Below are 24,412 nucleotides of genomic sequence, written 5' to 3'. Positions count from 1 at the left end.
CCTGGTGACACGGGTGGGACCCAACTGCCCGGCACCACGGGACACATGGGCCGCATGGTCCACATGGTCCGCCGACAGGCCGTGAGCGAAAGGAATCCCCATGGGGAGCGCGCAGGAGAAGGACGAGTTGTACGCCCTCGACATCTCGGGCGTCGAGTGGATCGGCGCCCCCGGTACGAGCCCGGACGAGGAGCGCGTCGAGATCGCCCATCTGCCGGGCGGTGCCGTCGCCATGCGTTCCTCGCTGGACCACGACACCGTGCTGCGGTACACGGAGGCGGAGTGGCGGGCGTTCGTGCTCGGCGCGCGGGACGGCGAGTTCGACCTGCGCTGAGTCCGGCGGCCGCCGGACGGCGGCGAGGAGCGTGACGAACCGGCGGTCGTGGTCCCGGGCGAGGGACCGCGGCCGCCGGTTCGTCACTTCACCCGTTCGAGGAGGGGGCCGGGTCTTCGCGGGGTACGCGTCGCTGTACGGATTCGGCCTTTTCTTCCGGAGCAGACGGTTTTGAACCGTGCGCTTCCTCACGCTCCGCCGCACCGGCGTCACCCTGGCCGGGCTCGCGGCGGGAGGGACGGCCTTCGGGGGAGGACGGGCCTGCCGCAGCCGGGTTGCGGGCGTTTAGGGTGGGTGGGGGCGCGGCGGAGGATCCCTCGGAACGTTCGCCGGGTCCGAGGGGAGAGCCGGCCGATCGGCAGTGAGACGGTGGCCCCGACGCACGACGGCACAAGGGTGCTCGACCACACCAGGAGGCAAAGTGAACGGCGATCGCGACGACATCCGCGGGGGCTGGGACGTGCCCGCCGACGAGTCCGACGCGGATCCCGCCGAGATGACGGGTGAGTTCACCATCGACTACACCCCGCCCGCCTGGTACACGCAGAGCGCGCCGGGCGGTTCGGGAGGCGCCGGGACCACTCCCCCGCCGCCGACGGGCGCGCCGGTCCCGGTCCCCGGCATGCCGCCGGGCGGCCTCCAGCCCGGCTGGACGCACAACCCGCCACCGGTGCCGGGGCAGGCCGCCGCGCCCATGCCCGCGGCCGGTCAGGTCCCCGGGCAGGTGCCCGGCCAGATCCCGGGGCAGGGGCCCGGCCAGCTCCCTGGGCAGGTTCCGCCCCCTGGGGCGTACGGGGCGTACGGGCCCGAGGCCGGTGCTCCCGGCACGCCCGCCGCGCCGCCCACGTACCCGGGTCCCGCGCCCGTACCGACTCCCGCCCCGGCTCCCGCCGCGCCCTTCGGCGGCGGGGACCTGGAGAGCGGCGCCACCATGCGCTTCAACCCGGCGGCGCTCCGGCCGGACGCCGCCGCGCAGCCGGCCCCCGCACCGACCGGTCCCCTGCCGGGGTCCCCCGAGGCCGCGGGCCTGGCCCGCGCCGACGTCCCTCCGGCTCCCGCCGCGGACGAGGCCGCCGGTGACGGGCCGGACGACACGGCGGCTCCGGAGGCTGCGGCCGAGGCCGCCCCGGCGGACGCCGAGACCGACGTCGACGCCGACATCGAGACCGAGAGCGGCGCGGACACCGACATGGCGCCGTCGAACGAGCGGGACGAGAGCGAGGACCAGGGCGAGCCTCAGGCCGAGGACAACGGCGAGGACGATCCCGCCGAGGCCGAGCCGGAGGCGCCGGCTGAGGCGCCGGCGAAGGAGGAGCAGGACGGCGCGGCCGGAGAGCCCGCCGACACCGCCCCGGCCCCGCTGCCCACCGACGCCGCCCCCACCGACGCCGCTCCCGCCCCACTGCCCGCCGCCATGCCGCTGCCCGCCGAGGGCGCCCCGGCCGACGCGTCCGCCGCTCCCGGCGCCCCCGGGGCCTTCCCGGGCGCGCCCGCCGCGGGTGGCGCCCTGCCGCCGCTCCCGCCGAACTTCCCGCCCGCCTCCCCCGAGGCCGCCCAGGCCCCGCAGACCCCTCAGGCGCCGCAGACCCCGCAGGCCGCGCCGCAGTGGCCCGGGCAGCCGGTGGCCGGCGCGCCCGGAGCCGTACCGCCGCAGGGTGGATACGGCTACCCGCAGGGTCCCGGCGCGCCCGCCGGCTACGGCTACCCGCACCCGGGTCAGCCCCACCCGGCCCGGCCGCAGCCCCCCGCCCCCGGCGGATACGGCCTCCCGCCGCAGGCCCAGCCCCAGCCCCAGCCCCAGCCCCAGCCCCAGCCCCAGGGCGGATACGGCTACCCCCAGGCACCCCAGGCCCCTCACACCCCCAACCCCCCCGCCGCTCCGGCCGGCGTCGACCCCCGGACCGGGGCGGCCTGGCCGCAGTCGGTCACGCACGACCAGCGCGAGCGGTCCGTGCCGGGCGCCCCGCTGGGCTACACGGCGGCCGTCGAGCTCTCCTCCGACCGGCTGCTCCGCAACAACAAGCAGAAGCCCAAGTCGAGCCGGAACCCCGGCGCCGCCTCCCGCTTCAAGCTCGGCGGCAAGAAGGAGGAGCAGGAGCGGCAGCGGAAGCTGGAGCTGATCCGCACGCCGGTCCTCTCCTGCTACCGGATCGCGGTCATCTCCCTCAAGGGCGGCGTCGGCAAGACCACGACGACCACCGCGCTCGGCGCGACCCTCGCCACCGAACGCCAGGACAAGATCCTGGCGATCGACGCCAACCCGGACGCCGGCACGCTCGGCCGCCGGGTTCGGCGCGAGACCGGCGCGACCATCCGCGACCTGGTGCAGGCGATCCCGTACCTCAACTCGTACATGGACATCCGCCGGTTCACCTCGCAGGCGCCCTCCGGTCTGGAGATCATCGCCAACGACGTGGACCCGGCCGTCTCGACGACCTTCAACGACGAGGACTACCGGCGGGCGATCGACGTCCTCGGCAAGCAGTACCCGGTGATCCTCACCGACTCCGGCACGGGTCTGCTGTACAGCGCCATGCGCGGGGTGCTCGACCTGGCCGACCAGCTGATCATCATCTCCACGCCGTCCGTGGACGGCGCCTCCAGCGCCTCGACGACGCTGGACTGGCTGTCGGCGCACGGGTACGCGGATCTGGTGCAGCGCTCGATCACGGTCATCTCGGGGGTCCGCGAGACCGGCAAGATGATCAAGGTCGAGGACATCGTGCAGCACTTCAGGACGCGCTGCCGCGGGGTGATCGTGGTGCCCTTCGACGAACACCTGGCGGCCGGTGCCGAGGTGGACCTCGACATGATGCGGCCCAAGACCCGGGAGGCGTACTTCGACCTCTCGGCGATGGTGGCCGAGGACTTCGCGCGGGCGCAGCAGGCGCAGGGCCTGTGGACCGGCGACGGCCAGGGCGGCATGCCGCCGCACATGGCCCCGCCGATGCCGGGCCAGTACGCCCCCGGCCAGCCCGCGCCCGGACAGCCCGTGCCAGGACAGCCGATGCCGGGACAGCCGTACGGCGCTCCGCCCGCGCCGGGCCAGCCGTACCCCGGCCAGCCGCCGGTGCCCGGCCAGTACGCCCCCGGTCAGCCGGCGCCCGGTCAGCCGTACCCGCCGCAGGCCCAGCCCCAGCCGTACCCCGGTCAGCCCGGACAGCCCGGTCAGCCGTACGGGCAGCAGCCCTACCCCCCGGCCGCGCCTTCCGACCAGCCGGGTCAGCCCGCGCAGCCGTACGGGGCTCCGCCCGCGCCGGGCCAGCCGTTCGGGCAGCCGCTGCCTCCGCAGACCCCGCCGCAGGCTCCCCCGCAGGCGCCGCCAGCCCCTCAGCAGTAGGGCGTCACAGGAGTAGACCAATGGGGCTCCGTACCGGTTCACCGGTACGGAGCCTTTTGGCATTCCCGCAGCACACACGGGGTTTGAGGGATCGTTGACGACGGCAGATCACCGCTGGTACATCTTCGCTCCACCCGACGTCAGCCCGTCCGCCCGAGATCCACGACTCCACGACAGCTCGACCGACGCGAGGTCACGTCCCATGGTCATGGTCACGAAGGTCCCGCCCCGCCCCCGCTTCCACACACGCGCCCGTCTCCTGCTCGCCACCGCCCTCACCGCCGCCTCGCTCGCGGCCCTCCCCGCCGCCCCGGCCGCCGCCGAGGACGAGAAGTCCGGCGGTACGACGCTCACGGTGGCCGTCTCGCAGAGCATCGACTCGCTGAGCCCGTTCCTGGCCCAGCGGCTCACCTCCACCAGCATCCACCGGCTGGCGTACGAGTACCTCACCAACTACGACCCGAAGGACGCGCGGACGGTCCCGGCCTTCGCGACCGAGTGGTCCTCCTCGCCGGACAAGCTGACGTGGACGTACAAGATCCGCGAGGACTCCACCTGGTCGGACGGGAAGCCGGCCACCGCCGAGGACGCGGCCTGGACCTTCACCAAGATGATGACCGACCCGGACGCGGCCACCGCCAACGGCAGCTTCACGGCCAACTTCGCCGAGGTCACCGCGCCCGACCCGCGCACTCTCGTCATCCGGCTGAAGAAGCCGCAGGCGACGATGACGGCCCTCGACGTGCCGATCGTGCCGAAGCACGTGTGGGAGAAGGTCGGCGACCTCTCGAAGTTCAACAACGACCAGCAGTTCCCGATCGTCGGCAACGGCCCGTTCGTCATCACCGACTTCAAGGTCGACCAGTACATCAGGCTGAAGCCGAACAAGACCTTCTGGCGGGGCGCCCCCAAGTTCGACGAGCTGGTCTTCAAGTACTACAAGGACGGCGACGCGGCCGTCGCCGCCCTCCAGAAGGGCGAGGTGTCCTTCGTACCCAATCTGACGCCCGCTCAGGCGACGGCGCTGAAGACGCAGAAGGACATCAAGGTCAACGACGCCCCCGGGCGCCGCTTCTACGCGCTCGCCACCAACCCGGGCGCCCGCTCCCGGGACGGGAAGACCTTCGGCAACGGGCATCCGGCCCTCCTCGACCCGGACGTGCGCAAGGCGCTCTTCCTCGCCGTCGACCGCGCCACCCTCGTCGACAAGGTCTTCCAGGGGCACGCCGTCGAGGGCGAGGGGTACATCCCGCCCCGCTTCGGCTCGTACTTCTGGAAGCCGGGGCCCGACCAGAAGCGGGCGTACGACCCGATCAACGCGGAGAAGCTGCTCTTCGCCGCCGGCTACAAGAAGAACGGCGAGGGCAAGCGGCTCGGGAAGGACGGCAAGCCGCTCTCCTTCCGCATCCTCTGCCACGCCACCGACCCCAACGACAAGGCGGTCGGCAAGTACCTCCAGGAGTGGTGGGGGAAGCTCGGCATCGGCCTGACCGTCGAGTGCCTGGACAGCGTCTCCGACCCGTGGGCCAAGGGCGACTACGACCTCGCCTTCGACGGCTGGTCGGTCAACCCCGACCCCGACTACGTGCTCTCCATCCACACCTGCGGCACCCTCCCGGCCACCCCGAAGGACACCGGCGCCACCGACAACTTCATCTGCGACGAGGAGTTCGACGCGCTCTACGCGCGGCAGGCGGTGGAGTACGACACCGCCAAGCGGGCGGATCTGGTCAAGCGGATGCAGTCCCGGTTGTACGAGACGGGGTACATGAACGTCATGGCCTATCCGAACGCCCTGGAGGCGTACCGCACCGACCACATCGCGTCGATCACCACCATGCCCGAGGCCGCCGGCAACCTGTGGGGGCAGGACGGCTACTGGAGCTGGTGGTCGGCCGTGCCCGCCGGGTCAGCGGCCGGTTCCGGGGGCGGCTCCGGCCCCTCGGCCGGGGTGGTGATCGGGGTCGGCGCCGCCGTGGTCGTCGTCGCCGGCGGGCTCGTCCTCTTCCGGATGCGGCGGCGTGCCACCGCCGACGACCGCGAGTAGCGATGACGACGGCAAGCACCCCCGCCGGCGTGGCGCGGGCCGAGGAGGCCCGCGCCACGGACGGCGCGCCCCGCACCGGCGTCGGCTCCGGCTACCTCCGCCACGCGGCGGGGAAACTGGGCGGCGCGCTCGTCTCCCTCTTCGCCGTCCTGGTCACCAGCTTCTTCCTCTTCCGGATCATCCCCGGCGACCCGGTGAAGGCGATGACCCACGGCGTGCCCACCTCGGCCGAGCAACTGGCCACCCTGCGGCGCCAGTTCGGCCTCGACCTGCCGCTGTGGCAGCAGTTCGCCGACTACTGCGCCAAGGCACTCACCGGTGACCTCGGCACCTCCTTCCAGTTCCGCGCCCCGGTCGGCGAGCTGATCGCGGCCAAGCTGCCGGCGACGCTGCTGCTCACCGGGGTCGCCGTGGTGCTCTACTCGGCCCTCGGGCTGTGGCTGGGCACCCGCTCGGCATGGCGGCACGGCGGGCTCGGCGACCGGGTGAACACAGGGATCGCGCTGACCCTGTGGTCTGTGCCGTCGTTCTGGCTCGGGCTGCTGCTGATCATCGTCTTCTCGGTGGGCATGGGCCCGATCCCCGGGCTCTTCCCGACCGGCGGCATGGAGTCGGGGACGGGCGAGACCGGCTTCGCGTACGTCCTCGACGTCGCCCACCACCTCGTCCTGCCGGTCCTGACGCTGGTCGCGGTCGGCTACGCGCAGACCCTGCTCGTGATGCGGTCCTCGCTCCTCGACGAGATGGGCGGCGACTACCTGACGACCGCGCGGGCGAAGGGGCTCAGGGACGACGAGGTGCGGCGCCGGCACGCGGTGCCCAACGCGCTGCTGCCGACCGTGACCATGGTCTTCATCAACCTGGGCCATGTGGCGGCCGGTTCGATCCTGGTGGAGACGGTCTTCTCCTGGCCGGGGCTCGGCGGCCTCTTCTACCAGGCGCTCAGCGTGCCCGATCTCCCGCTCGTCCAGGGCCTGTTCGTCGTCTTCGCCGGAGCGATGATCCTCATGAACCTCCTCGCCGACCTGCTCTATCCGCTGCTCGACCCCCGGGTGGGCCGATGACCTCTCTCGCATGGGAGCGCCGCAGGGGCTCGGCGGCGCGCTTCTGGAAGGCGTACCGGACCCACCGGGCGGGTCTCTACGGCCTCGCCGGACTGGCCCTGATCGCGCTGCTCGCGCTCCTCGCCCCGCTGCTCGTCGGCGCCGACGTGCAGTCGGTGACGAACGCGCCCGGTACGGCCCTGGAGGCGCCGAGCGCGGAATTCCCGCTCGGCACCGATCAGTTCGGGCGCCCGCTGCTCGGTCTGCTGGTCTGGGGCGCCCGGATCTCGCTGCTCGTGGGGCTGCTCGCGGCGGGCCTCTCCGTCGCCATCGGCACCCTCGTCGGCATCCTCGCCGGACATTACGGCGGCTGGCTCTCCACGGTCGTCATGCGGGTCACCGACTGGTTCCTGGTGATGCCGGCGCTTGTCCTGGCGATCGTGCTCGCGACGGTGATGTCCCGGTCGGTGTGGACGGTGGTGCTCGCCATCGGCGTCACCTCCTGGCCGACGACCGCCCGCCTCGTGCGGGCGCAGACGATCGCCGTCGAGTCCCGCCCGTACATCGAGCGGGCCACCGCGCTCGGCGGCGGCCACGGGCACGTCATGGCCCGGCACGTGCTGCCGAACGTGATGCCGCTGGTGCTCGCGCAGACCACGCTCGGCATCTCCACCGCGATCCTCACCGAGGCCACCCTCGCCTTCCTGGGGCTCGGCGACCCGGCCGTGGTGTCCTGGGGCGGGATGCTCCAGGACGCCCGCGAGGCGGGCGCGGTCTCCTCCGGGCACTGGTGGTACCTGGCCCCGCCGGGGATCGCGATCGCGCTGGTCGCGCTCGCCTTCACGCTCTGCGGGCGGGCCGTCGAATCCGTGCTCAACCCGAGGCTGGGGGTGGGGCGTTGAGCCTCCTGGAGATCAGGGACCTGCGGGTCGTGTACGGCTCCGGGGCCGGGGCGGTGCCCGCCGTGCGCGGGGTCGGCCTCACCCTGGAGGCCGGGCAGAAGCTGGGGGTGGCGGGCGAGTCCGGCTGCGGCAAGTCGACGCTGGCGCTCGCCCTGCTGCGGCTGCTGCCGCCGACCGCCCGCCTGGAAGGGGAGATCCTCCTCGACGGGGAGGACGTCCTCGCCATGAAGTGGGGGCGGCTGCGGGCGGTCCGCTGGGCGGGCGCCTCGATCGTCTTCCAGGGCGCGATGCACTCGCTGAACGCGGTGCGCCGGATCGGCGACCAGGTCGCCGAACCGCTCCTCGTCCACCGGCGGGCCACCCCGGCGGAGGCCAGGAAGCGGGCCGCCGCCCTCCTCGAACAGGTCGGCCTCCCGGCCTCCCGGGCCGCCGGCTACCCGCACGAGCTGTCCGGCGGGCAGCGGCAGCGCGTGATGATCGCGATGGCGCTCGCCTGCGAGCCGCGCCTGATCGTCGCCGACGAGCCGACCACCGCGCTCGACGTGATGATCCAGGCGCAGATCCTGCGGCTGATCGAGCGGCTGGTCGCCGAGGAGTCCATCGGCCTGATGATGATCAGCCACGACCTGGCGGTCCTCGCCGACACCTGCGACCGGCTCGCCGTCATGTACGCGGGCCGGATCGTCGAGGAGGGCCCGGCCGCCGAGGTCTACAAGTGGGCTGCTCACCCCTACGGACGAGCACTGTCCTCGGCGTTCCCCCGGATCGGGGACCCGGCCTCGCGGCGGGCGCCGCGCGGCCTGCCGGGCGACCCGCCGGACCCGGCGGCGCTGCCGGACGGCTGCGCCTTCCACCCGCGCTGTCCGGTGGCGGTGGCGGCGTGCGCCGAGGACGACCAGGAACTGCGGGCGGCGGGCGCGGGGCGCCGGGCCGCCTGCCTCCACGTGGGGACGGAACGCGGATGACCCTGCTCACTGCCGAAGGCGTGCACGTGACCTTCCCGGGACGGCGGGGCGCGCCGCCCGCCCGGGCGGTCGACGGGGTGGACCTGGAGATCGGGGCGGGCGAGATCGTGGCCCTGGTCGGCGAGTCCGGCTGCGGTAAGACGACCCTGGCGCGGACCCTCCTCGGCCTGGTCAGGCCGGCGGCCGGCACGGTCTCCTTCGCCGGGGAGCCGCTCGCGTACACCTCCCGGGCGCTGAGGGCCTACCGGCGGCGCGCCCAGCTCGTCCTCCAGGACCCGAGCGGCTCCCTCAACCCCCGGCACACCGTGTACGAGGCGGTCGCCGAGGGGCTGCGGATCCACGGCATCCACCGCGACGGGGACGCCGAGCGGGCGGCGGTCGCCGGGGCGCTCTCCCGGGCCGGCCTGCGGCCGCCCGAGCGGTTCTTCCTGCGCTATCCGCACGAGCTGTCCGGCGGGCAGCGGCAGCGGGTGGTGATCGCGGGGGCGCTCGTCCTGGAGCCCGAACTCATCGTCGCGGACGAGCCGGTGGCCTCCCTGGACGCGTCGGTACGCGGCGAGATCCTGGCGCTGCTGCTCCGGCTGCGCGACGAACTCGGGCTCTCCGCCCTGGTGGTGACGCACGATCTGGGCCTGGCCTGGAACATCGCGGACCGGGTGGCGGTGATGTACCTGGGCCGGGTGGTGGAGACGGGCCCGGTCGAGTCGGTGCTGACCGCGCCCCGGCATCCGTACACCCGGGCGCTGCTGTCGGTGCTCCCGGAGTCGGAGACGCCCCCGGTGGTGCTGAGCGGCGAGCCGCCGGACCCGGCCCGCATCCCGGCCGGCTGCCGCTTCCACGCCCGCTGCCACGTCCTGGCCTCCGGCGAGGCGGCCCCGGTCGCCGACCACTGCCGTACGCGGCCCCTGCCGGTGCTCCGGGCGGGCGGCGGGGAGCGCGGGGTGGCCTGCCACTGGGCGAACGCGGGGGCCTCCCCCTGAACCACCGCCCGGCGACCCTGGGGAGTGGCGGGTCGCCGGGCGGTGGTTCAGGGGGTGCGGATCAGGCGTCCGGCTGCTCCGCCTCCGGCGCCTCCGCGGCGGGCTGCTTCGGCTTGGACGGCGCGAGCGCGGACTGGTCGGGGGCCGACTGCTCCGGGGCGGGCGGCTTCTGCGCGGCCTCCGGCAGGATCTCGCAGGCGCTGATCGAGGTCCGCGTCGAGACCGACTTCACCGTGCAGGTGTCCTTGCCGACGCCCGCGTCGACCGAGCCCCAGTGCGGGCCGACGGTGAGGACCGCGCCGTCGGGGCCGCTGATCGTGTCGTCGCCGGGGCCCGCCTGGATGAGGCCGCCGGACTCGGGGCCGAGGGCGGCGGCCTCGATGGTGTCGTTCTCGCTGCCGCCGAGCACCCGGCCGGAGAAGTCGATGGTGCCGACCTTGATGATGTCGGCGCCGTCGTTGCCGGTGACGATCCCGCCGCCCCGGTTGTACGTGCCGGGCGCGCCGGTCACCGAGCCGGTGGTGATCTTGTCGTCGCCGTCGTCGCCGTGCACGACGGCCCCGTGCGCGGCGCCGTCGCCGGAGACCACGCCCACCTTGATGACGTCGTTGCCGCGGTTGCCGCGGACCATGCTGGAGGCGTTCTGCGGCACCAGGTGCTTGGTGCGGATGACGTCGTGGCCGTCGCCGCCCAGCACGGCCGAGTCGATGACGAGCCCGCGCACCTCGATCATGTCGTTGCCGTCGCCGCCCCAGACGGTGACGTTCTCCAGGTCGCTGTCGCAGAAGATGTGGTCGTCGCCGGAGGTGCCACTGACGAGGGCGCCCGGCGGGGCGGCGACGTCGTTGACCCAGCACTGGTGCATCGGCACCCGGGCGGCGGCCTGGGCGGGCGTCCCGGTGAACGAGGCGGCGGCCGTTCCGGCGAGCAGCGCGGCGAGCGCGGCGGGGCCGCGGAGGCGGCGTCGGGAGGGCGGTGTGACGGACATGCGACTCTCCTTGGCGGGTGTGGGGGGTGCCCGCCCGGGGCGAAGACGAAGCCGGGCGGGGGAGGCGGAGGGGGCGGGCCGTCAGGCCCGGCTGCCGGCGTGCCGGAAGCGCGGCGAGTAGCCGACGATCCGGCGGGCGCTCAGCTGCGGTTCGGCGGGACGGGCGGCGGTGGTCCAGCGGCCCAGGCACATCTCGGCGGTGATGCCGGGGCCGAAGCCGGCGAGGATGCCGCGGGCGCCCTCCGGCCGCCCGCCCTCGTCGAAGAGCCGCCGGACCGCGTCGAGGACGACGGCGCTGGCGATGTTCCCGTACTCCGTGAGGGTGGCCCGGCTGAACCGGAAGGCCTCCGGCGGTACTTCGAGGAAGAGGCTGAGGTCGTCGAGGATCCGCGGCCCGCCCGCGTGGATGATGTAGAAGTCGAGGTTCCCGGCGTCCCAGCCGTGCGCCCCCGCGATCTCGCGGAGCGCGGGGGCCAGCGGCTCCATCGTGGTGGGCACCCGCTTGTCGAGCAGGAAGTGGAAGCCGGTGGAGCGGACGCTGTAGGCGATCCAGTCCTCGGTGTCGGGCACCAGGTGGGAGTCGTTGCGCTCCAGGGAGATGCCGCTGCCGCCCCGGCCGCGGACCACGGCGGCGGCGACCGCGTCGCCGAAGAGGCCGTTGGAGAGCAGCGAGCCGACGCCGAGGTCGGTCGGCTGGTAGCAGAGCGAGCAGAACTCGCAGGCCACGATGAGGACGTTGGCGTCCGGGTAGGCGGTGCAGAAGTCCTGCGCCCGGTTGATCGCGGCCCCGCCTGCGGCGCAGCCGAGCTGGGCGATGGGCAGTTGCCGGGTGTGGCGGGGGAAGCCCATCGTGTTGATCATCCAGGCGGTGAGCGAGGGCATCATGAAGCCCGTGCACGACACGTAGACGATCATGTCGATGTCGGAGGGGCGCAGGCCCGCGTTGCCCAGGGCCTCCTCGACGACGGCGGGCACCCGGGCCTTGGCCTCGGCCTCGTACAGCTCGTTGCGTTCCTGGAAGCCCGGATGCGCCAGGGTCTTCTCGATGGGCTGCACGATGTGCCGTTTGGCGACACCGGTGTTGCCGATCAGCCTTAGCGCCAGGGGGAGTTGGGGGTGGTCGGCGTGGCGGGCACGGGCGAGGTCGAGGGTCTCCTCCATCGTGATCACGTGCTCCGGCACGGCCACCGCGGGTTTGCACAAGGTCACCACGGCACTCGCTCCTTCTTCTTCTCGGCCGGCCGCTTCTTCTCGGCCGGCCTTCTTCTCGGGCGGCCTTCCTCGGTCGGCGAACTGCGGCCCACACTCACCCCGTGGTCCCGAGCCCGCAACCGCGAGCGCGCCCAGACCGTCACGGAGGGTGAGCGCGGGGCGGTGTGGGGCTCGGCCGTACGAGGGGCTGTGCGGCGCTCGGCGTGTCGCGTCCGCCCGCCGCCGGGAAGAGCCACCGCATGACCTCCGAACCGCTGACGTCCGGGCCCCCCGCGTCCGGCTCCGCGTCCGGCCCCGAGCCGTCCGCGTCCGCCGCGCCCCCGGTCCGCACCTGGGCCGTCGACGACCTGCCCGCCCTCGACTTCGACCCGCTCCTGTCCGAGCTGCTCGCCAAGGAGCCGGTCTCCCGGGTCCGGCTGCCGTACGCCGCCGAGAACGAGGCGTGGCTGGTCACCCGTTACGCCGACGTACGGGCCGTCACCTCCGATCCCCGGTTCAGCCGAACGGCCCTCCTCGACCGGCAGGTCACCACGATGACCGGCCACATGGTGGCCTCCAAGGCGGCCCTGAACTACGCCGACCCGCCGTACCACACCCGGCTGCGCAAGGCGGTGACCAAGACCTTCACCGGCCGTGGCACCCAGCGGCTGCGGCCCCTCGCGCAGGCGGCCTGCGACCGGTTCCTCGACGCCATGGAGGAGGCCGGGAAGCCCGCCGACCTGATGCGGCACCTGCACGGTCCGCTGCCGATGTCGGTCGTCTGCGACCTGCTCGGCATCCCCGACGAGGACCGGGCCGAACTGGCCTCCTGGCCGGACCTGATCCTCTCCTCGGGCCCCGGCCCGGAGAACAGCCGCGCCGCGAAGGCCCAGATCCACGGCTATGTCACCCGGCTGCTCGACCAGCGCCGCCAAGAGCCCCGGGAGGACCTGGCCGGGGAGCTCGCCGAGTCGCTCGCGGAGGGCCGGATCAGCGCCGACGAGGCGGTCTCGCTCGCCATGGCGATCCTGATCAGCGGCGCCCACGCGGTCCGCAACAACAGCGCCAACATGGTGTACGTGCTGCTCACACGCCCCGACCTGATGGCCCGGCTGCGGGCGGAAGCCGAGCTGCTGCCGCAGGCCGTGGACGAGCTGCTGCGCTGGATCCCGCACCGCAACGGCGTCGGGCTCCCCCGGATCGCGACCGAGGACGTCGAGATCGGCGGGGTGACGATCCGGGCGGGCGAGGCGGTGTACGCCTCCTACCTGGCGGCCAACCGGGACCCGGAGGTCTTCCCCGACCCGCACGCCCTCGACTTCGACCGCACCGGCACCGGGCACGTCTCCTTCGGCCACGGCCCGCACCACTGCATGGGCGCGATGCTGACCCGGATGGAGTCCGAGGTGATGCTCTCCACGCTCCTCGCCCGCTACCCGGAGCTGCGGCTCGCGGGCCGGCCCGAGGACGTGCCCTTCCAGTCCAAGGGCCTGATCCGCGGCCCGAGGGAGCTGTACGTCACCTGGTGACGGTCACGGGGAGGGTCACTCCGCCGCGGCGTCGTACTCCGCCGTCAGGGCACGGCACTTGACGACGTCGTCGGCCATCGCCACCAGCAGGTCGTCGAGGGTGTCGAACTTGAGCATGCCGCGCACGTAGGCGAGGAAGTCGACGGTGACGTGGAGCCCGTACAGGTCGAGGCCCTCGCGGTCGATCGCGTACGCCTCCACCGTCCGCTCCGTGCCGTCGAACTGCGGGTTGGTGCCGACGGAGATCGCCGCCGGCATCCGCTCGCCGTTCGCCGTCAGCCAGCCGGCGTAGACGCCGTCGGCGGGGATCGCGGTGTGCGGCAGGGTCTCCACGTTGGCCGTGGGGAAGCCCAGTTCGCGGCCGCGCTGCGCGCCGCGCACGACGATGCCCTCCACCCGGTGCGGGCGTCCGAGGATCTCGGCGGCGCCGGTCACGTCGCCCTCGGCGACCAGCCGGCGGGTGAGCGTGGAGGAGAACGGCTGCCCGCCGCCGGCCGTGCCGCTCACGTACAGGTCGACCACCTCGACCTCGTAGTCGTAGGTGGCGCCCAGCTCGGCGAGGAAGGCCACGGTGCCCGCGGCGCGGTGCCCGAAGCGGAAGTTGGGGCCCTCGATGACGGCCTTGGCGTGCAGCTTGTCGACGAGCACCTTGACGATGAAGTCGGCCGGCGACAGCTGCGAGAACTCGGCGGTGAACGGCAGCACCAGGACCGCGTCCACGCCGAGACCGGCCATCAGTTCGGCGCGCCGGTGGTGCGGGGCGAGCAGCGGCGGGTGGCTGCCGGGGCGCACCACCTCGGAGGGGTGCGGGTCGAAGGTCACCACGACGGCGGGGACCCCCAGTTCGCGGGCGCGCTCGACGGCCCGCCCGATGATCAGCTGGTGTCCGCGGTGCACCCCGTCGTAGGAGCCGATGGTGACGACGCTGCGCCCCCAGTCCTGGGGAATGTCCTCCAAGCCACGCCAGCGCTGCACTGTGACCGCTCCTCGTCCGCCCGTTCGCCCTGTACACCCATTACGCAGGTCTAAGACTGCCATGCCCGTGCCCGTCGGTCCGCATCGGCATGGGCGGTGCCGGGTGTGCGCGGCGCGGGCACGGTCCGGGCGAGCAGCGCGGCGAAGGCCGGGTGGTCGGCGGCGAGCGCGGCGAGCAGCCGGTCGCGGTGGGCCGCGCCGCCCGGCTCGCGGGCGTGGAGGACGGCGGTACGGGCCAGCAGGGCGCGGGTCCGGCAGACCGGCCGGCGGACGGCCCCCTCGGCGGCGGCGGTCAGCAGCGCGTCCGCCATCGCGTGGCCCTCCGGCCCGGCCTCGTGGGTCTCGTGATCGAGGAGTACGTCGAGGAGTTCGGCCCGCAGATGGCGGGAGGCGCCGGTGCCGGGGGCGGCGAGGACGGGGGCGAGGGCGCACCGGACGGCGGCGGGCCGCCCCCGGATCAACCCGACGACCAGCGGGAAGAGCACGGCTCGGGCGGTCGGCCCCTCCTCGAACCGCAGGTCGGCGTAGGCGGCGGCGTGCCCGGCCCCCTCGGGGTGGCGGGTCACGTACTCCTGGACGAGGGCGGCGATCCGGCGGGTGAGGGCGGGCGTGTCGACGACGGCGAGGGCCCGCAGGACGCCGCCCGGGTCCCTGCCCTCCTCAAGCCGCTCCCGGAGGGCGCCGAGGACGGCGTCGGGATGGTCGGGCAGCGCCTCGACGAGCGCGTCGGCCGGCACCCGGGGGTCGGTGAGGGCTCGGGACAGGTACAGGGCCCGCACGTGCGGGTCGCGGACGAGGATCCCGAGGGCGGCCCCGTGCAGCCGGTGGTCGCCGGGGCGGGCGAGCAGCGCGGTCGCCGCGTACCGCAGCAGCCCGCGGTCCCGGCCGTCCGGGCGGCGGGCGGCGAGGAGGCTGCCGTACAGGGCGGCGGCCAGCCGCCGTGCGGGCCGCCCGTCGTCGTGCGCCCACCGGTCCACGGCCCGGCAGAGCGCCGCCGGCTCGTCGTCGACGAGCGCCCCGAGCAGCCCTTCGGCGAGCGGGTGCGCGGTGGCGGCCAGGGCCTCGCACAGGTCGTCGACGGCGGGTTGCCGGTGGGCGTGGAGCAGCTCCTGGGCGGTGGTGGCGACGGTGGCGTACGGCCGCGAGGGCAGCGCCCGTCCGTCCGTGAACCACCGGCAGAGCAGCGGCTGGGTCTCCCGGGGCCGGGCGACGAGCAGTTCCGTGACGATGTCGAGGAACCGCGCCGGACCCGGACCCGGACCCGGACCCGGATCCGGGCCGGGGCGGGGCGGGTCGGCGGTGACCAGGCGGCGCAGGAGGTCGAGGCGCTCGTCCTCGCCGAGGGCCAGTCTCCGCCACCACTCCGGACCGAAGGCGTCGAAGACCCCCGCCCGCGCGGCGCCCTCCCCCATCCGGTCGGCGAGCCGCCGCAGCACGGACAGGTACGGACGCGGGTCGCCGACCCCGGCGAGCGTCCGCGCCAGCAGCCCGCTCGCCCACCACACGGCGTCCTCGGGGTCCTCGTCCCCGACCCCCGCCAGGGCGTCGACGAGCCTGCTCAGCCGGGGCGCCAGGGCCGAGGGCCCGCCCTCCCGGTGTGCCAGCAGCAGGGCTTGGAGGACGGGCCCGACGCGATGCCGGGGCACGGGCAGCTGCGCGGGTGCCGGGACCTCGGCGGCGGGCTCCGGATCCGGATCCGGCGGGCGGGCGGCGTCCCGGGCCGAGAGCCGTTCCGGGTCGTCCCCGGCCCGGCGGTGGACGAGGGTGTCGAGGGCCGTGTCCAGGTCGAGGTGGGCGGCCTGGAGCCAGTCGGCGACCTCCTCGTGGGCGAAGCGGTAGCCGTCACCGGCCGGAACGAGCAGGCCCTCGGTGAGGACGGCCGGGGCCCAGCCCTCCCGCCAGGGGAACAGCTCCTCGAAGGAGGCGCGGTCGAGGAGCCCGTGGCCGGGGCCCAGGCAGCGCCGGGCGGCCTCGTGGACCTGGCCGGTGACGCGGGCGGCGAGCCGCCGGACGGCGGACCCGGCGGGCAGGGGGCGGGTGTCCGCGGCGATCCGGACGGCGATCCGCAGGCACATCAGGTCCAGGTGGGCGGTGAAGATCTCGGCGCGGTCGGGGCGTCCCGGCACCTCGCCGGGGAGCGCGGCCCGCACCTCGGCGAGCAGCCGCAGGGCGAGCGGGTGCCGGGCGTCCGCCTCGGCGAGGTCGTCGTCGCCGAGCCCGTACCCGCGGCGTACGGCTCCGGCCTCGGCGTCGGTGAGGTCGCCGAGCGGCAGGACGGCGGGGGCGGCGCTCCACAGGGCGGCGGCCTGCTCCCCGTACTCGGGGCGGCAGGCGAGCACGAGGCGGGCGCCGTGGGCGCGCAGCCAGCGTTCGGTGGCGCGGGTCCAGTCGGGGAGCCGGTGGGCGAGGAGCGGGGGCATCTCCTCGGGGCCGTCGAGGACGACGAGGAGCGGCCGCCCGGCCGCCCGTGCGAGACCGGCGGCGTGCTCGGGGGTGACGGTGTCGCCGGGGGCCCCGGAGGCGGCGGCGATCCGCGCGGCCTGCCGCAGGGCCCGTCCGAGGGCCTCGGCGACCGAGCCGTCGCCGTCCCGCAGGTCGGCGCCCCGCAGTCGGACGGTCGGCGCGGGCGCGGCTCCCCCGGCCCGCTCCTCGCAGACCGCGCCGAGCAGGGTGGTGCGTCCGCTGCCGGGCTCGCCGACCACGGCGAGCACGGGAACGGCGTCGGGGTCGGGGGCGGCGTCGTCCGGGGCGGCGAAGCGGATCAGGGCGCGGGTGGCGGCCGGGCGGGCGACGGGGGCGGGCCAGGGGGACGGGTCGCGGACGGGGAGGGCCGTGGGGGCGGTGAGTTCGAGGAGGGCGGCGAGGTTGAGGTCGGGGCCGTACGCGGGGACCGTGGCGGCGTTGCGGCGCAGGAGGGCGCCGAGGGGGCCGTCGGGGCGGACCGGGACGGCGTGTCCCGCTGCGCGCGGGTCGCCCTGGAGGGCGGTGCCGAGGACGCCGAGGACGGTGCCGGTGACGCTGTCGAGGACGGGCCCGCCGGCGGCCGGGCCGCCGAGCCGCAGCGCCTCGGCGCCCTCGGTGCCGATGGCGAGTTCGAGGGCGTCGGCGAGGGCGTGGTGGCCGCCGGCGGCGGTGTACGTGACGGCGGCGGGCCCGAGGACGCGGGCCTCGCGCCAGCCGTGCGCGGCGATCCTGACGTAGGTGCCGGGTTCGACGGCCGGGCGGGTCGCGAGCGGCAGGGGGTGCACGCCGAGGCCCTCGGTGCGGATCGTCGCGAGACCGTGGGCGGGGAAGGGCGTGACGGCGTCGGGCCCGGCGAGCCAGGTCCGCTCGCCGGGGGCGCGCAGCACGACGTGCGTGAGCCCGTCGACGGCCTCGTGGCTGGTGACGAGGGTGCCCTCGTGGTCGGCGAGGAATCCGGTGCCGCGCGGCCGGCCCGCCAGATCGCAGATCCGTACCAGCCCCACCGGCTCCGCCAGGTCCCCGCGTCCCATGGTGGGGAGGGTAGGGCGGCGGCGCTCCCCCGACGGCGCCCTCGGACGAACACGCCCCCTTCCGCTCCCCCGGTTCACTCCGAGCGCTTCCCCGATGGGGTGAAAAACGCCGGAAGGCGGGTGCGCAGGGCGCGCACCCGCCTTCCGATGTGCAGGGGAGCTCGGCTCAGCCGAAGACCGCCAGGCTCTTCGCCTTGCCCCGCTGGTCCTCCACCAGGGCGAGCAGCTTCCCGTCCGGCCCGAAGACCGCGACCGGCCCCGCGGGGTACTCCGGCATCTCCAGGCGCACCCCGTTGAGCAGCAGCCGCGCCCGCCGCGCGTCGACGTCCCAGCGCGGGAACGCCGCAGCCGCGGCCTCGGCGACCGGCATCACGGTCAGCTCCTCCTGGAGCTGGTCGAGGGTCCGGGCGCTGTCCAGCTTGTACGGGCCGACCCGGGTGCGCCGCAGCGCGGTGAGGTGGCCGCCGACGCCGAGTCCGGCGCCGAGGTCCCGGGCCAGCGCCCGGATGTACGTACCGGAGGAGCAGACCACGGAGACGACCAGGTCGATGACGGGCGTGCCTCCCCCAAGGCCTTCGGCCAGGGGGGACCCCCAGGCGGTCTCCTCGCGCACGTCGTACACCCGGAAGGAGGAGACGGTGACCGGCCGGGCCGGGATCTCGAACTCCTCGCCGCCGCGCACGCGCGCGTAGGACCGCTTTCCGTCGATCTTGATCGCGGAGACCTTCGACGGGACCTGCATGATGTCCCCGGTCAGTTCCGCGACCCCCGCGTCGATCTGCTCGCGGGTGACCTTCGACGCGTCGACCGACGCCGTGATCTCGCCCTCGGCGTCGTCGGTGATCGTGGTCTGGCCCAGGCGGATGGTGCCCAGGTACTCCTTCTCCGTCAGCGCGAGGTGACCGAGGAGCTTGGTGGCCCGCTCCACGCCGAGGACGAGGACGCCCGTGGCCATGGGGTCGAGCGTGCCGGCGTGGCCGACGCGGCGGGTCTTCGCGATCCCCCGCATCTTGGCCACGACGTCGTGCGAGGTGAAGCCCGACGGCTTGTCGACGACGACAAGCCCGTCGGGCGTCCGGTTCGTGTCACTCATTCGGCGGTGTCGTCCTCGCCCTGCTTCTTGTAGGGGTCGGCCTCGCCCGCGAAGGTGGCGCCGGAGGACGCCTGCCGCACCTGCGCGTCGGAGGCGCGCGCCTTGTCGAGGAGGTCCTCGATCGTCCGGGCGTTCTCCGGGAGGGCGTCGGCCACGAAGGACAGGGTCGGGGTGAACTTGGTCCCGGCCGCCCGGCCGACGGCCGAACGGAGGACGCCCTTGGCGCTCTCCAGGCCGGCCGCGGCGCTCGCCCGGTCCTCGTCGTCGCCGTAGACCGTGTAGAAGACCGTGGCCTCCCGCAGGTCGCCGGTGACGCGGGTGTCCGTGATGGTCACGTGCGTGCCCAGGCGCGGGTCCTTGATGCCGCGCTGCAGCTTCTCGGCGACCACCTCCCGGATGAGGTCCGCCAGCTTCTTCGCCCGCGCGTTGTCGGCCACTGGTCCGTCTCCTTCTTTGCCTTGCTCATTCAGTCTTCATCAGTGTGGAGCCTCCGGCGCACCGAGAGCAGCTCCACCTCGGGCCGCGCGGCCACCAGCCGCTCGCAGCGATCGAGGACGCCGTTCAGGTGTCCCAGGTCCCCCGACACCATCGCGACGCCGATCTCGGCCCGCCGGTGGAGGTTCTGGCCGCTCACCTCCGCCACGCTCACCGAGAACTTCCGCTGGAGCTCGGCGACGATCGGCTTCACGAGGGAGCGTTTCTCCTTGAGCGAGTGGACGTCGCCGAGGAGCAGGTCGAAGGACAGGGTCCCCACATACATGTGTGTCCGGATGTCCCGCCGGTTCGGGGTCAGTGGCCCCGCCAACCGCTGGACGGGGACACCGAAACCGTACACGGAACGGCCGGGGCCGATCGACGGAAATAATCCCCGCCGACCGGCCCCGGCACTTCACCGTGCGTTACGAGCGCGGCTTCTCGCGCATCTCGTACGTCGCGATGACGTCGTCGACCTTGATGTCGTTGAAGTTTCCGAGGTTGATACCACCCTCGAAGCCCTCGCGGATCTCGGTGACGTCGTCCTTGAAGCGACGCAGACCCTCGATGTTGAGGTTCTCCGCGACGACCTTGCCGTCGCGGATGAGGCGCGCCTTGGTGTTGCGCTTGACCTCGCCGGAGCGGATGAGGACACCCGCGATGTTGCCGAGCTTGGAGGAGCGGAAGACCTCGCGGATCTCCGCCGTGCCGAGCTCGACCTCTTCGTACTCCGGCTTGAGCATGCCCTTGAGGGCCGCCTCGATCTCCTCGATCGCCTGGTAGATGACCGAGTAGTACCGGACGTCCACGCCCTCGCGCTCGGCCATCTGCTGCGCACGCCCGGCGGCGCGCACGTTGAAGCCGATCACGATGGCGTCGGAGCCCATCGCCAGGTCGATGTCCGACTCGGTGACGGCACCCACGCCGCGGTGCAGGACGCGGATGTCGACCTCCTCGCCGACGTCCAGCTGGAGCAGGGAGGACTCAAGGGCCTCGACGGAACCAGAGGCGTCACCCTTGATGATCAGGTTCAGCTGCTGGATCTCGCCGGCCTTGAGCACCTTGTCCAGGTCCTCGAGGGAGACGCGGCGGACGCGCTTGGCGAAGGCCGCGTTCCGCTCGCGGGCGGCACGCTTCTCGGCGATCTGGCGGGCGGTGCGGTCCTCGTCGACGACGAGGAAGTTGTCACCGGCACCCGGGACGTTGGTGAGACCCAGGACGAGGACGGGGGTCGACGGGGTCGCCTCCTCCACGTTGTTGCCCTTGTCGTCGAGCATGGCCCGGACGCGGCCGTACGCGTCGCCGGCGACGATGGTGTCGCCGATGCGCAGCGTTCCGCGCTGGACCAGGACCGTCGAGACGGCACCGCGACCGCGGTCGAGGTGCGACTCGATGGCGATGCCCTGCGCGTCCTGGTCCGGGTTGGCCCGGAGGTCCAGGGCGGCGTCGGCGGTCAGGACGACGGCCTCAAGGAGCTTGTCGATGTTCAGGCCCTGCTTGGCGGAGATGTCGACGAACATCGTGTCGCCGCCGTACTCCTCCGCGACCAGGCCGAACTCGGTCAGCTGACCGCGGACCTTGACCGGGTCCGCGCCCTCGACGTCGATCTTGTTGACCGCGACCACGATCGGGACCTCGGCCGCCTTGGCGTGGTTGAGCGCCTCGATCGTCTGGGGCATCACACCGTCGTTGGCCGCCACCACGAGGATCGCGATGTCGGTCGACTTCGCACCACGGGCACGCATGGCGGTGAACGCCTCGTGACCCGGGGTGTCGATGAAGGTGATCTTGCGCTCTTCGTCGTTGACCTCGGTCGCGACCTGGTAGGCACCGATGTGCTGGGTGATGCCACCGGCCTCGCCCGCGACCACGTTGGTCTTGCGGATGGCGTCGAGGAGACGGGTCTTTCCGTGGTCGACGTGACCCATGACGGTCACGACCGGCGGACGGGCGACCAGGGCCTCTTCGCCGCCCTCGTTCTCACCGAACTCGAGGTCGAAGGACTCGAGCAGCTCACGGTCCTCCTCCTCGGGGGAGACGATCTGAACCGTGTAGTTCATCTCGTCGCCGAGGAGCTGCAGCGTCTCGTCGGAGACGGACTGCGTGGCCGTGACCATCTCGCCGAGGTTCATCATGACCGCGACGAGCGACGCCGGGTTGGCGCCGATCTTCTCCGCGAAGTCGGTGAGGGACGCACCGCGCGACAGGCGAATGGTGTCGCCGTTGCCGCGAGGCAGCATCACGCCGCCCACGGACGGGGCCTGCATGGCCTCGTACTCCTGGCGCCTCTGCCGCTTCGACTTGCGACCGCGACGCGCGGGACCGCCGGGACGGCCGAAGGCGCCCTGCGTGCCACCACGGCCACCCGGACCGCCGGGACGACCGCCGAAGCCGCCGGGACGACCGCCGAAGCCGCCGCCGCCACCGGGACCACCCGGACGACCGCCGCCGCCACCACCGGGACCGCCGGGACGGCCGGCGAAGCCGCCGCCACCGCCGCCGGGACCGGCCGGACGACCGGCGAAGCCGGGACGACCGCCACCGCCGCCGCCGGGACGACCGCCGGGGCCACCCGGGCCACGGCCGCCGGGGCCCGGACGCGGGCCGGCAGCGGGACGCTGCGGCATCATGCCCGGGTTCGGACGGTTACCGCCGGGCGCGCCGCCGGGGCGGGGAGCCTGCGGACGGGGCATGCCACCGGGGGTCGGCCGCGGGGCGCCGCCCTGGGGACGGGGAGCACCACCGGGACCGCCCTGCGGGCGCGGGGCGCCCGGAGCGCCACCGGGGCCACCGGGACGCGGGGCACCGCCACCGGGACGGGGCGCCTGCGGGCGCGCCATGCCGGTGGAGCCGCCGGAGGTGAAGGGGTTGTTGCCCGGACGCGGGCCGGCCGGACGCGGAGCGCCCGGACGCGGGGCCTGCTGGCCGGGGCGGGGCGCCTGCTGACCCGGGCGCGGCGCGGCCTGGCCCGGACGGGCACCGGTCGGACGCGGGCCGGGGGCGGCACCACCGGGGCGCGGACCGGCGGCCGGGGCCGACGGAGGCGCGGTGAACTCCGGGTTGGTCGGAGCCGCAGGCGGCCGTGCGGCGCCAGCCGCTCCAGTGGAGCCGGTGCCTGCACCGGAGGGCGCCGGCTTGGGCGCGGGAGCCGCGGGCTTCGGACCCGGGGTCGGACGCGGGCCGGGGGCCGGCGTCGCGGGCTTCTCGGCCGCCGCGGGCTTGGGCGCCGGGGTGGGCGCGCCAGGCTTCGGGGCAGCGGGACGGGCGGCAGCGGGCGCCGAAGGCGCCGGTGCGGCCGGCTTGGGGGCGGGCGCCGCCTTGCGGGGCGCGCCGGGCTTGGCAGCGGTCTTGCCGGCGGAACCGCCGGAACCCTGCAAAGCGTCAGTCAACTTGCGCACGACCGGCGCCTCGATCGTCGAGGACGCCGAACGGACGAATTCACCGAGTTCCTGGAGCTTGGCCATGACGACCTTGCTCTCCACACCGAACTCCTTGGCGAGTTCGTATACCCGGACCTTAGCCACTTCGCTCCTTTGAGGTCCGGTTACCGCCGGACCGTCGCTACTTCATGGGCGTACTCATCGCGTACTCATCGAGTGCTCATCGCAATCTCGACCTACTTCCGACTCGCGAGGTACCTGACCGCACGGTGTTTCCGTGCCGTACTTCCTGTTCACTGCGGTGCCGCCTGGGCGGCCTGCTCGACGTGTTCCCGGAGTGCCGCCGTGTCGAGCGGCCCCGGGACCCTGAAGGCCCTCGGGAACGCCCGGCGGCGGACCGCCAGGTCGAGACAGTGCAAGGCGGGGTGCACGTACGCACCCCGGCCGGGCAGCGTACCGCGATGATCGGGAACGCACTCGTCCTTGTTCACCACGATCCGCAGCAGATCGCTCTGGGCCGCTCGCTCCCGGCATCCCACACAGGTTCGCTCAGGGCACGCGCGGGCATGCGTCCGGCCAGACACAGTTAAGTCTACCTCCCCGTACCGACCTCACCCGTTTGGGGCAAAAATCGAACAGCTGTTGGCCAAAAACGATCTCCGGCTTGCGGCGGGGCCGCTCAGGCCTCCTCGGCCGGGGCCTCGGTGTCCGAGCGGATGTCGATCCGCCAGCCGGTGAGCCGCGCGGCGAGGCGGGCGTTCTGCCCCTCCTTGCCGATGGCCAGGGAGAGCTGGTAGTCGGGGACCGTCACCCGGGCGGACCGGGCGGCGGCGTCGACGACCTCGACCTTGGACACGCGGGCCGGGGAGAGCGCGTTCGCCACCATCTCGGCCGGGTCGTCCGACCAGTCGACGATGTCGATCTTCTCGCCGAGCAGCTCCGCCATCACGTTCCGGACCCGGCTGCCCATGGGGCCGATGCAGGCGCCCTTGGCGTTCAGGCCCGAACGGGTGGAACGGACCGCGATCTTGGTGCGGTGACCGGCCTCGCGGGCGATCGCCGCGATCTCCACCGAACCGTCGGCGATCTCCGGCACCTCCAGGGCGAAGAGCTTCTTCACCAGATTGGGGTGGGTGCGCGAAAGGGTGACGGACGGACCGCGGACGCCCTTGGCCACACGGACCACGTACGTGCGCAGCCGCAGACCGTGCGTGTACTCCTCGCCCGGCACCTGCTCCTGCACCGGCAGGATGGCCTCCAGCTTGTCGTCCAGCTTGACCAGGACGTTCTTCGGGTCCTTGCCCTGCTGCACCACACCGGCGACGACATCGCCCTCGCGGCGGGCGTACTCGCCGAAGGTGACGTCGTTCTCGGCGTCGCGCAGACGCTGCTGGATGACCTGGCGGGCGGTGCTCGCCGCGATGCGGCCGAAGTCCGACGGGGTGTCGTCGAACTCCTTGGGCTCCTGCCCCTCCTCCAGGTCGGCCGGGTCCTCCTCGGCCCACACCGTCACGTGCCCGGTGTGCCGGTCCAGCTCCACGCGCGCGTGGCGGCGGGCGGACGGCGTGCGGTGGTACGCGATGAGGAGGGCCGACTCGATCGCCTCGACCAGCATCTCGAAGGAGATTTCCTTCTCCTGTGCCAAGCCCTTCAGGAGCTTCACGTCGATGTCCACGG

Annotated in this window: 18 protein-coding genes; 8 read left to right on the top strand and 10 right to left on the bottom strand. The window is 74.0% G+C overall.

Features of this window, described 5'->3' with window-relative positions:
• The first annotated feature begins 100 nt into the window (after window positions 1–100).
• From QK442_RS13165 to QK442_RS13135, 7 genes are all read left to right on the top strand, one after another.
• On the top strand, window positions 101–334 hold the full coding sequence (locus QK442_RS13165; RefSeq protein WP_282694087.1) for a DUF397 domain-containing protein: 234 nt from the start codon (window positions 101–103) through the stop codon (window positions 332–334).
• 421 nt (window positions 335–755) lie between these two features.
• Entirely contained in the window at window positions 756–3,674 is a 2,919-nt protein-coding gene (locus QK442_RS13160) for an SCO5717 family growth-regulating ATPase (RefSeq protein WP_282694086.1), read from the top strand.
• Between the two features lie 208 nt (window positions 3,675–3,882).
• A complete protein-coding gene (locus tag QK442_RS13155; RefSeq protein WP_282694123.1) occupies window positions 3,883–5,721 on the top strand; it encodes an ABC transporter substrate-binding protein in 1,839 nt (612 codons plus the stop codon).
• Window positions 5,722–5,723: 2 nt separating this feature from the next.
• Window positions 5,724–6,785 carry an ABC transporter permease gene (locus QK442_RS13150; protein WP_282694085.1) on the top strand — a complete coding sequence of 354 codons (1,062 nt, stop codon included), beginning with the start codon at window positions 5,724–5,726 and terminating at the stop codon, window positions 6,783–6,785.
• The gene (locus QK442_RS13145; RefSeq protein WP_282694084.1) at window positions 6,782–7,666 is read left to right on the top strand and encodes an ABC transporter permease; all 885 of its coding nucleotides are present in this window, start codon (window positions 6,782–6,784) and stop codon (window positions 7,664–7,666) included. Before QK442_RS13150 ends, QK442_RS13145 begins: the two co-directional genes overlap by 4 nt.
• The gene (locus QK442_RS13140; RefSeq protein WP_282694083.1) at window positions 7,663–8,631 is read left to right on the top strand and encodes an ABC transporter ATP-binding protein; all 969 of its coding nucleotides are present in this window, start codon (window positions 7,663–7,665) and stop codon (window positions 8,629–8,631) included. The genes QK442_RS13145 and QK442_RS13140 overlap by 4 nt, the downstream gene beginning before the upstream one ends.
• Window positions 8,628–9,611, top strand: coding sequence for an ABC transporter ATP-binding protein (locus QK442_RS13135; protein WP_282694082.1), 984 nt, complete (start codon window positions 8,628–8,630; stop codon window positions 9,609–9,611). The genes QK442_RS13140 and QK442_RS13135 overlap by 4 nt, the downstream gene beginning before the upstream one ends.
• Window positions 9,612–9,672: 61 nt before the next feature.
• Here the strand turns inward: QK442_RS13135 and QK442_RS13130 are convergent, their stop codons facing one another.
• Together QK442_RS13130 and QK442_RS13125 are read right to left on the bottom strand one after the other, a co-directional pair.
• Window positions 9,673–10,599, bottom strand: a complete 927-nt coding sequence (locus QK442_RS13130; RefSeq protein ID WP_282694081.1) for a hypothetical protein — start codon at window positions 10,597–10,599, stop codon at window positions 9,673–9,675.
• Window positions 10,600–10,680: 81 nt separating this feature from the next.
• Complete coding sequence (locus QK442_RS13125; protein ID WP_282694122.1) at window positions 10,681–11,946, bottom strand: type III polyketide synthase; 1,266 nt, start codon at window positions 11,944–11,946, stop codon at window positions 10,681–10,683.
• 104 nt (window positions 11,947–12,050) lie between these two features.
• Between QK442_RS13125 and QK442_RS13120 the strand changes: the two genes are divergently transcribed.
• Window positions 12,051–13,319 carry a cytochrome P450 gene (locus QK442_RS13120; RefSeq protein WP_282694080.1) on the top strand — a complete coding sequence of 423 codons (1,269 nt, stop codon included), beginning with the start codon at window positions 12,051–12,053 and terminating at the stop codon, window positions 13,317–13,319.
• A 15-nt stretch (window positions 13,320–13,334) separates the two neighbouring features.
• Here QK442_RS13120 and QK442_RS13115 read toward each other — a convergent pair whose 3' ends face one another.
• The 8 genes from QK442_RS13115 to nusA form a co-directional block, all read right to left on the bottom strand.
• Complete coding sequence (locus QK442_RS13115; protein WP_282694079.1) at window positions 13,335–14,294, bottom strand: bifunctional riboflavin kinase/FAD synthetase; 960 nt, start codon at window positions 14,292–14,294, stop codon at window positions 13,335–13,337.
• Between the two features lie 50 nt (window positions 14,295–14,344).
• The gene (locus tag QK442_RS13110) at window positions 14,345–17,788 is read right to left on the bottom strand and encodes a serine protease (protein WP_349239650.1); all 3,444 of its coding nucleotides are present in this window, start codon (window positions 17,786–17,788) and stop codon (window positions 14,345–14,347) included.
• Between the two features lie 166 nt (window positions 17,789–17,954).
• Complete coding sequence (gene truB, locus QK442_RS13105) at window positions 17,955–18,881, bottom strand: tRNA pseudouridine(55) synthase TruB (RefSeq protein ID WP_282694078.1); 927 nt, start codon at window positions 18,879–18,881, stop codon at window positions 17,955–17,957.
• Window positions 18,878–19,318, bottom strand: a complete 441-nt coding sequence (rbfA, locus tag QK442_RS13100) for a 30S ribosome-binding factor RbfA (RefSeq protein WP_282694077.1) — start codon at window positions 19,316–19,318, stop codon at window positions 18,878–18,880. Before rbfA ends, truB begins: the two co-directional genes overlap by 4 nt.
• A 29-nt stretch (window positions 19,319–19,347) precedes the next feature.
• On the bottom strand, window positions 19,348–19,641 hold the full coding sequence (locus tag QK442_RS13095; protein WP_031008504.1) for a DUF503 domain-containing protein: 294 nt from the start codon (window positions 19,639–19,641) through the stop codon (window positions 19,348–19,350).
• Between the two features lie 139 nt (window positions 19,642–19,780).
• Complete coding sequence (gene infB / locus QK442_RS13090) at window positions 19,781–22,879, bottom strand: translation initiation factor IF-2 (protein ID WP_282694076.1); 3,099 nt, start codon at window positions 22,877–22,879, stop codon at window positions 19,781–19,783.
• Between the two features lie 149 nt (window positions 22,880–23,028).
• On the bottom strand, window positions 23,029–23,319 hold the full coding sequence (locus QK442_RS13085) for a YlxR family protein (RefSeq protein WP_282694075.1): 291 nt from the start codon (window positions 23,317–23,319) through the stop codon (window positions 23,029–23,031).
• A gap of 95 nt (window positions 23,320–23,414) precedes the next feature.
• A complete protein-coding gene (nusA, locus tag QK442_RS13080; RefSeq protein WP_282694074.1) occupies window positions 23,415–24,410 on the bottom strand; it encodes a transcription termination factor NusA in 996 nt (331 codons plus the stop codon).
• Window positions 24,411–24,412 lie beyond the last annotated feature (2 nt).

Source organism: Streptomyces sp. CC208A (assembly GCF_030010625.1).
Lineage (GTDB): Bacteria > Actinomycetota > Actinomycetes > Streptomycetales > Streptomycetaceae > Streptomyces.
This window is presented reverse-complemented; position numbering and strand designations above follow the sequence as displayed.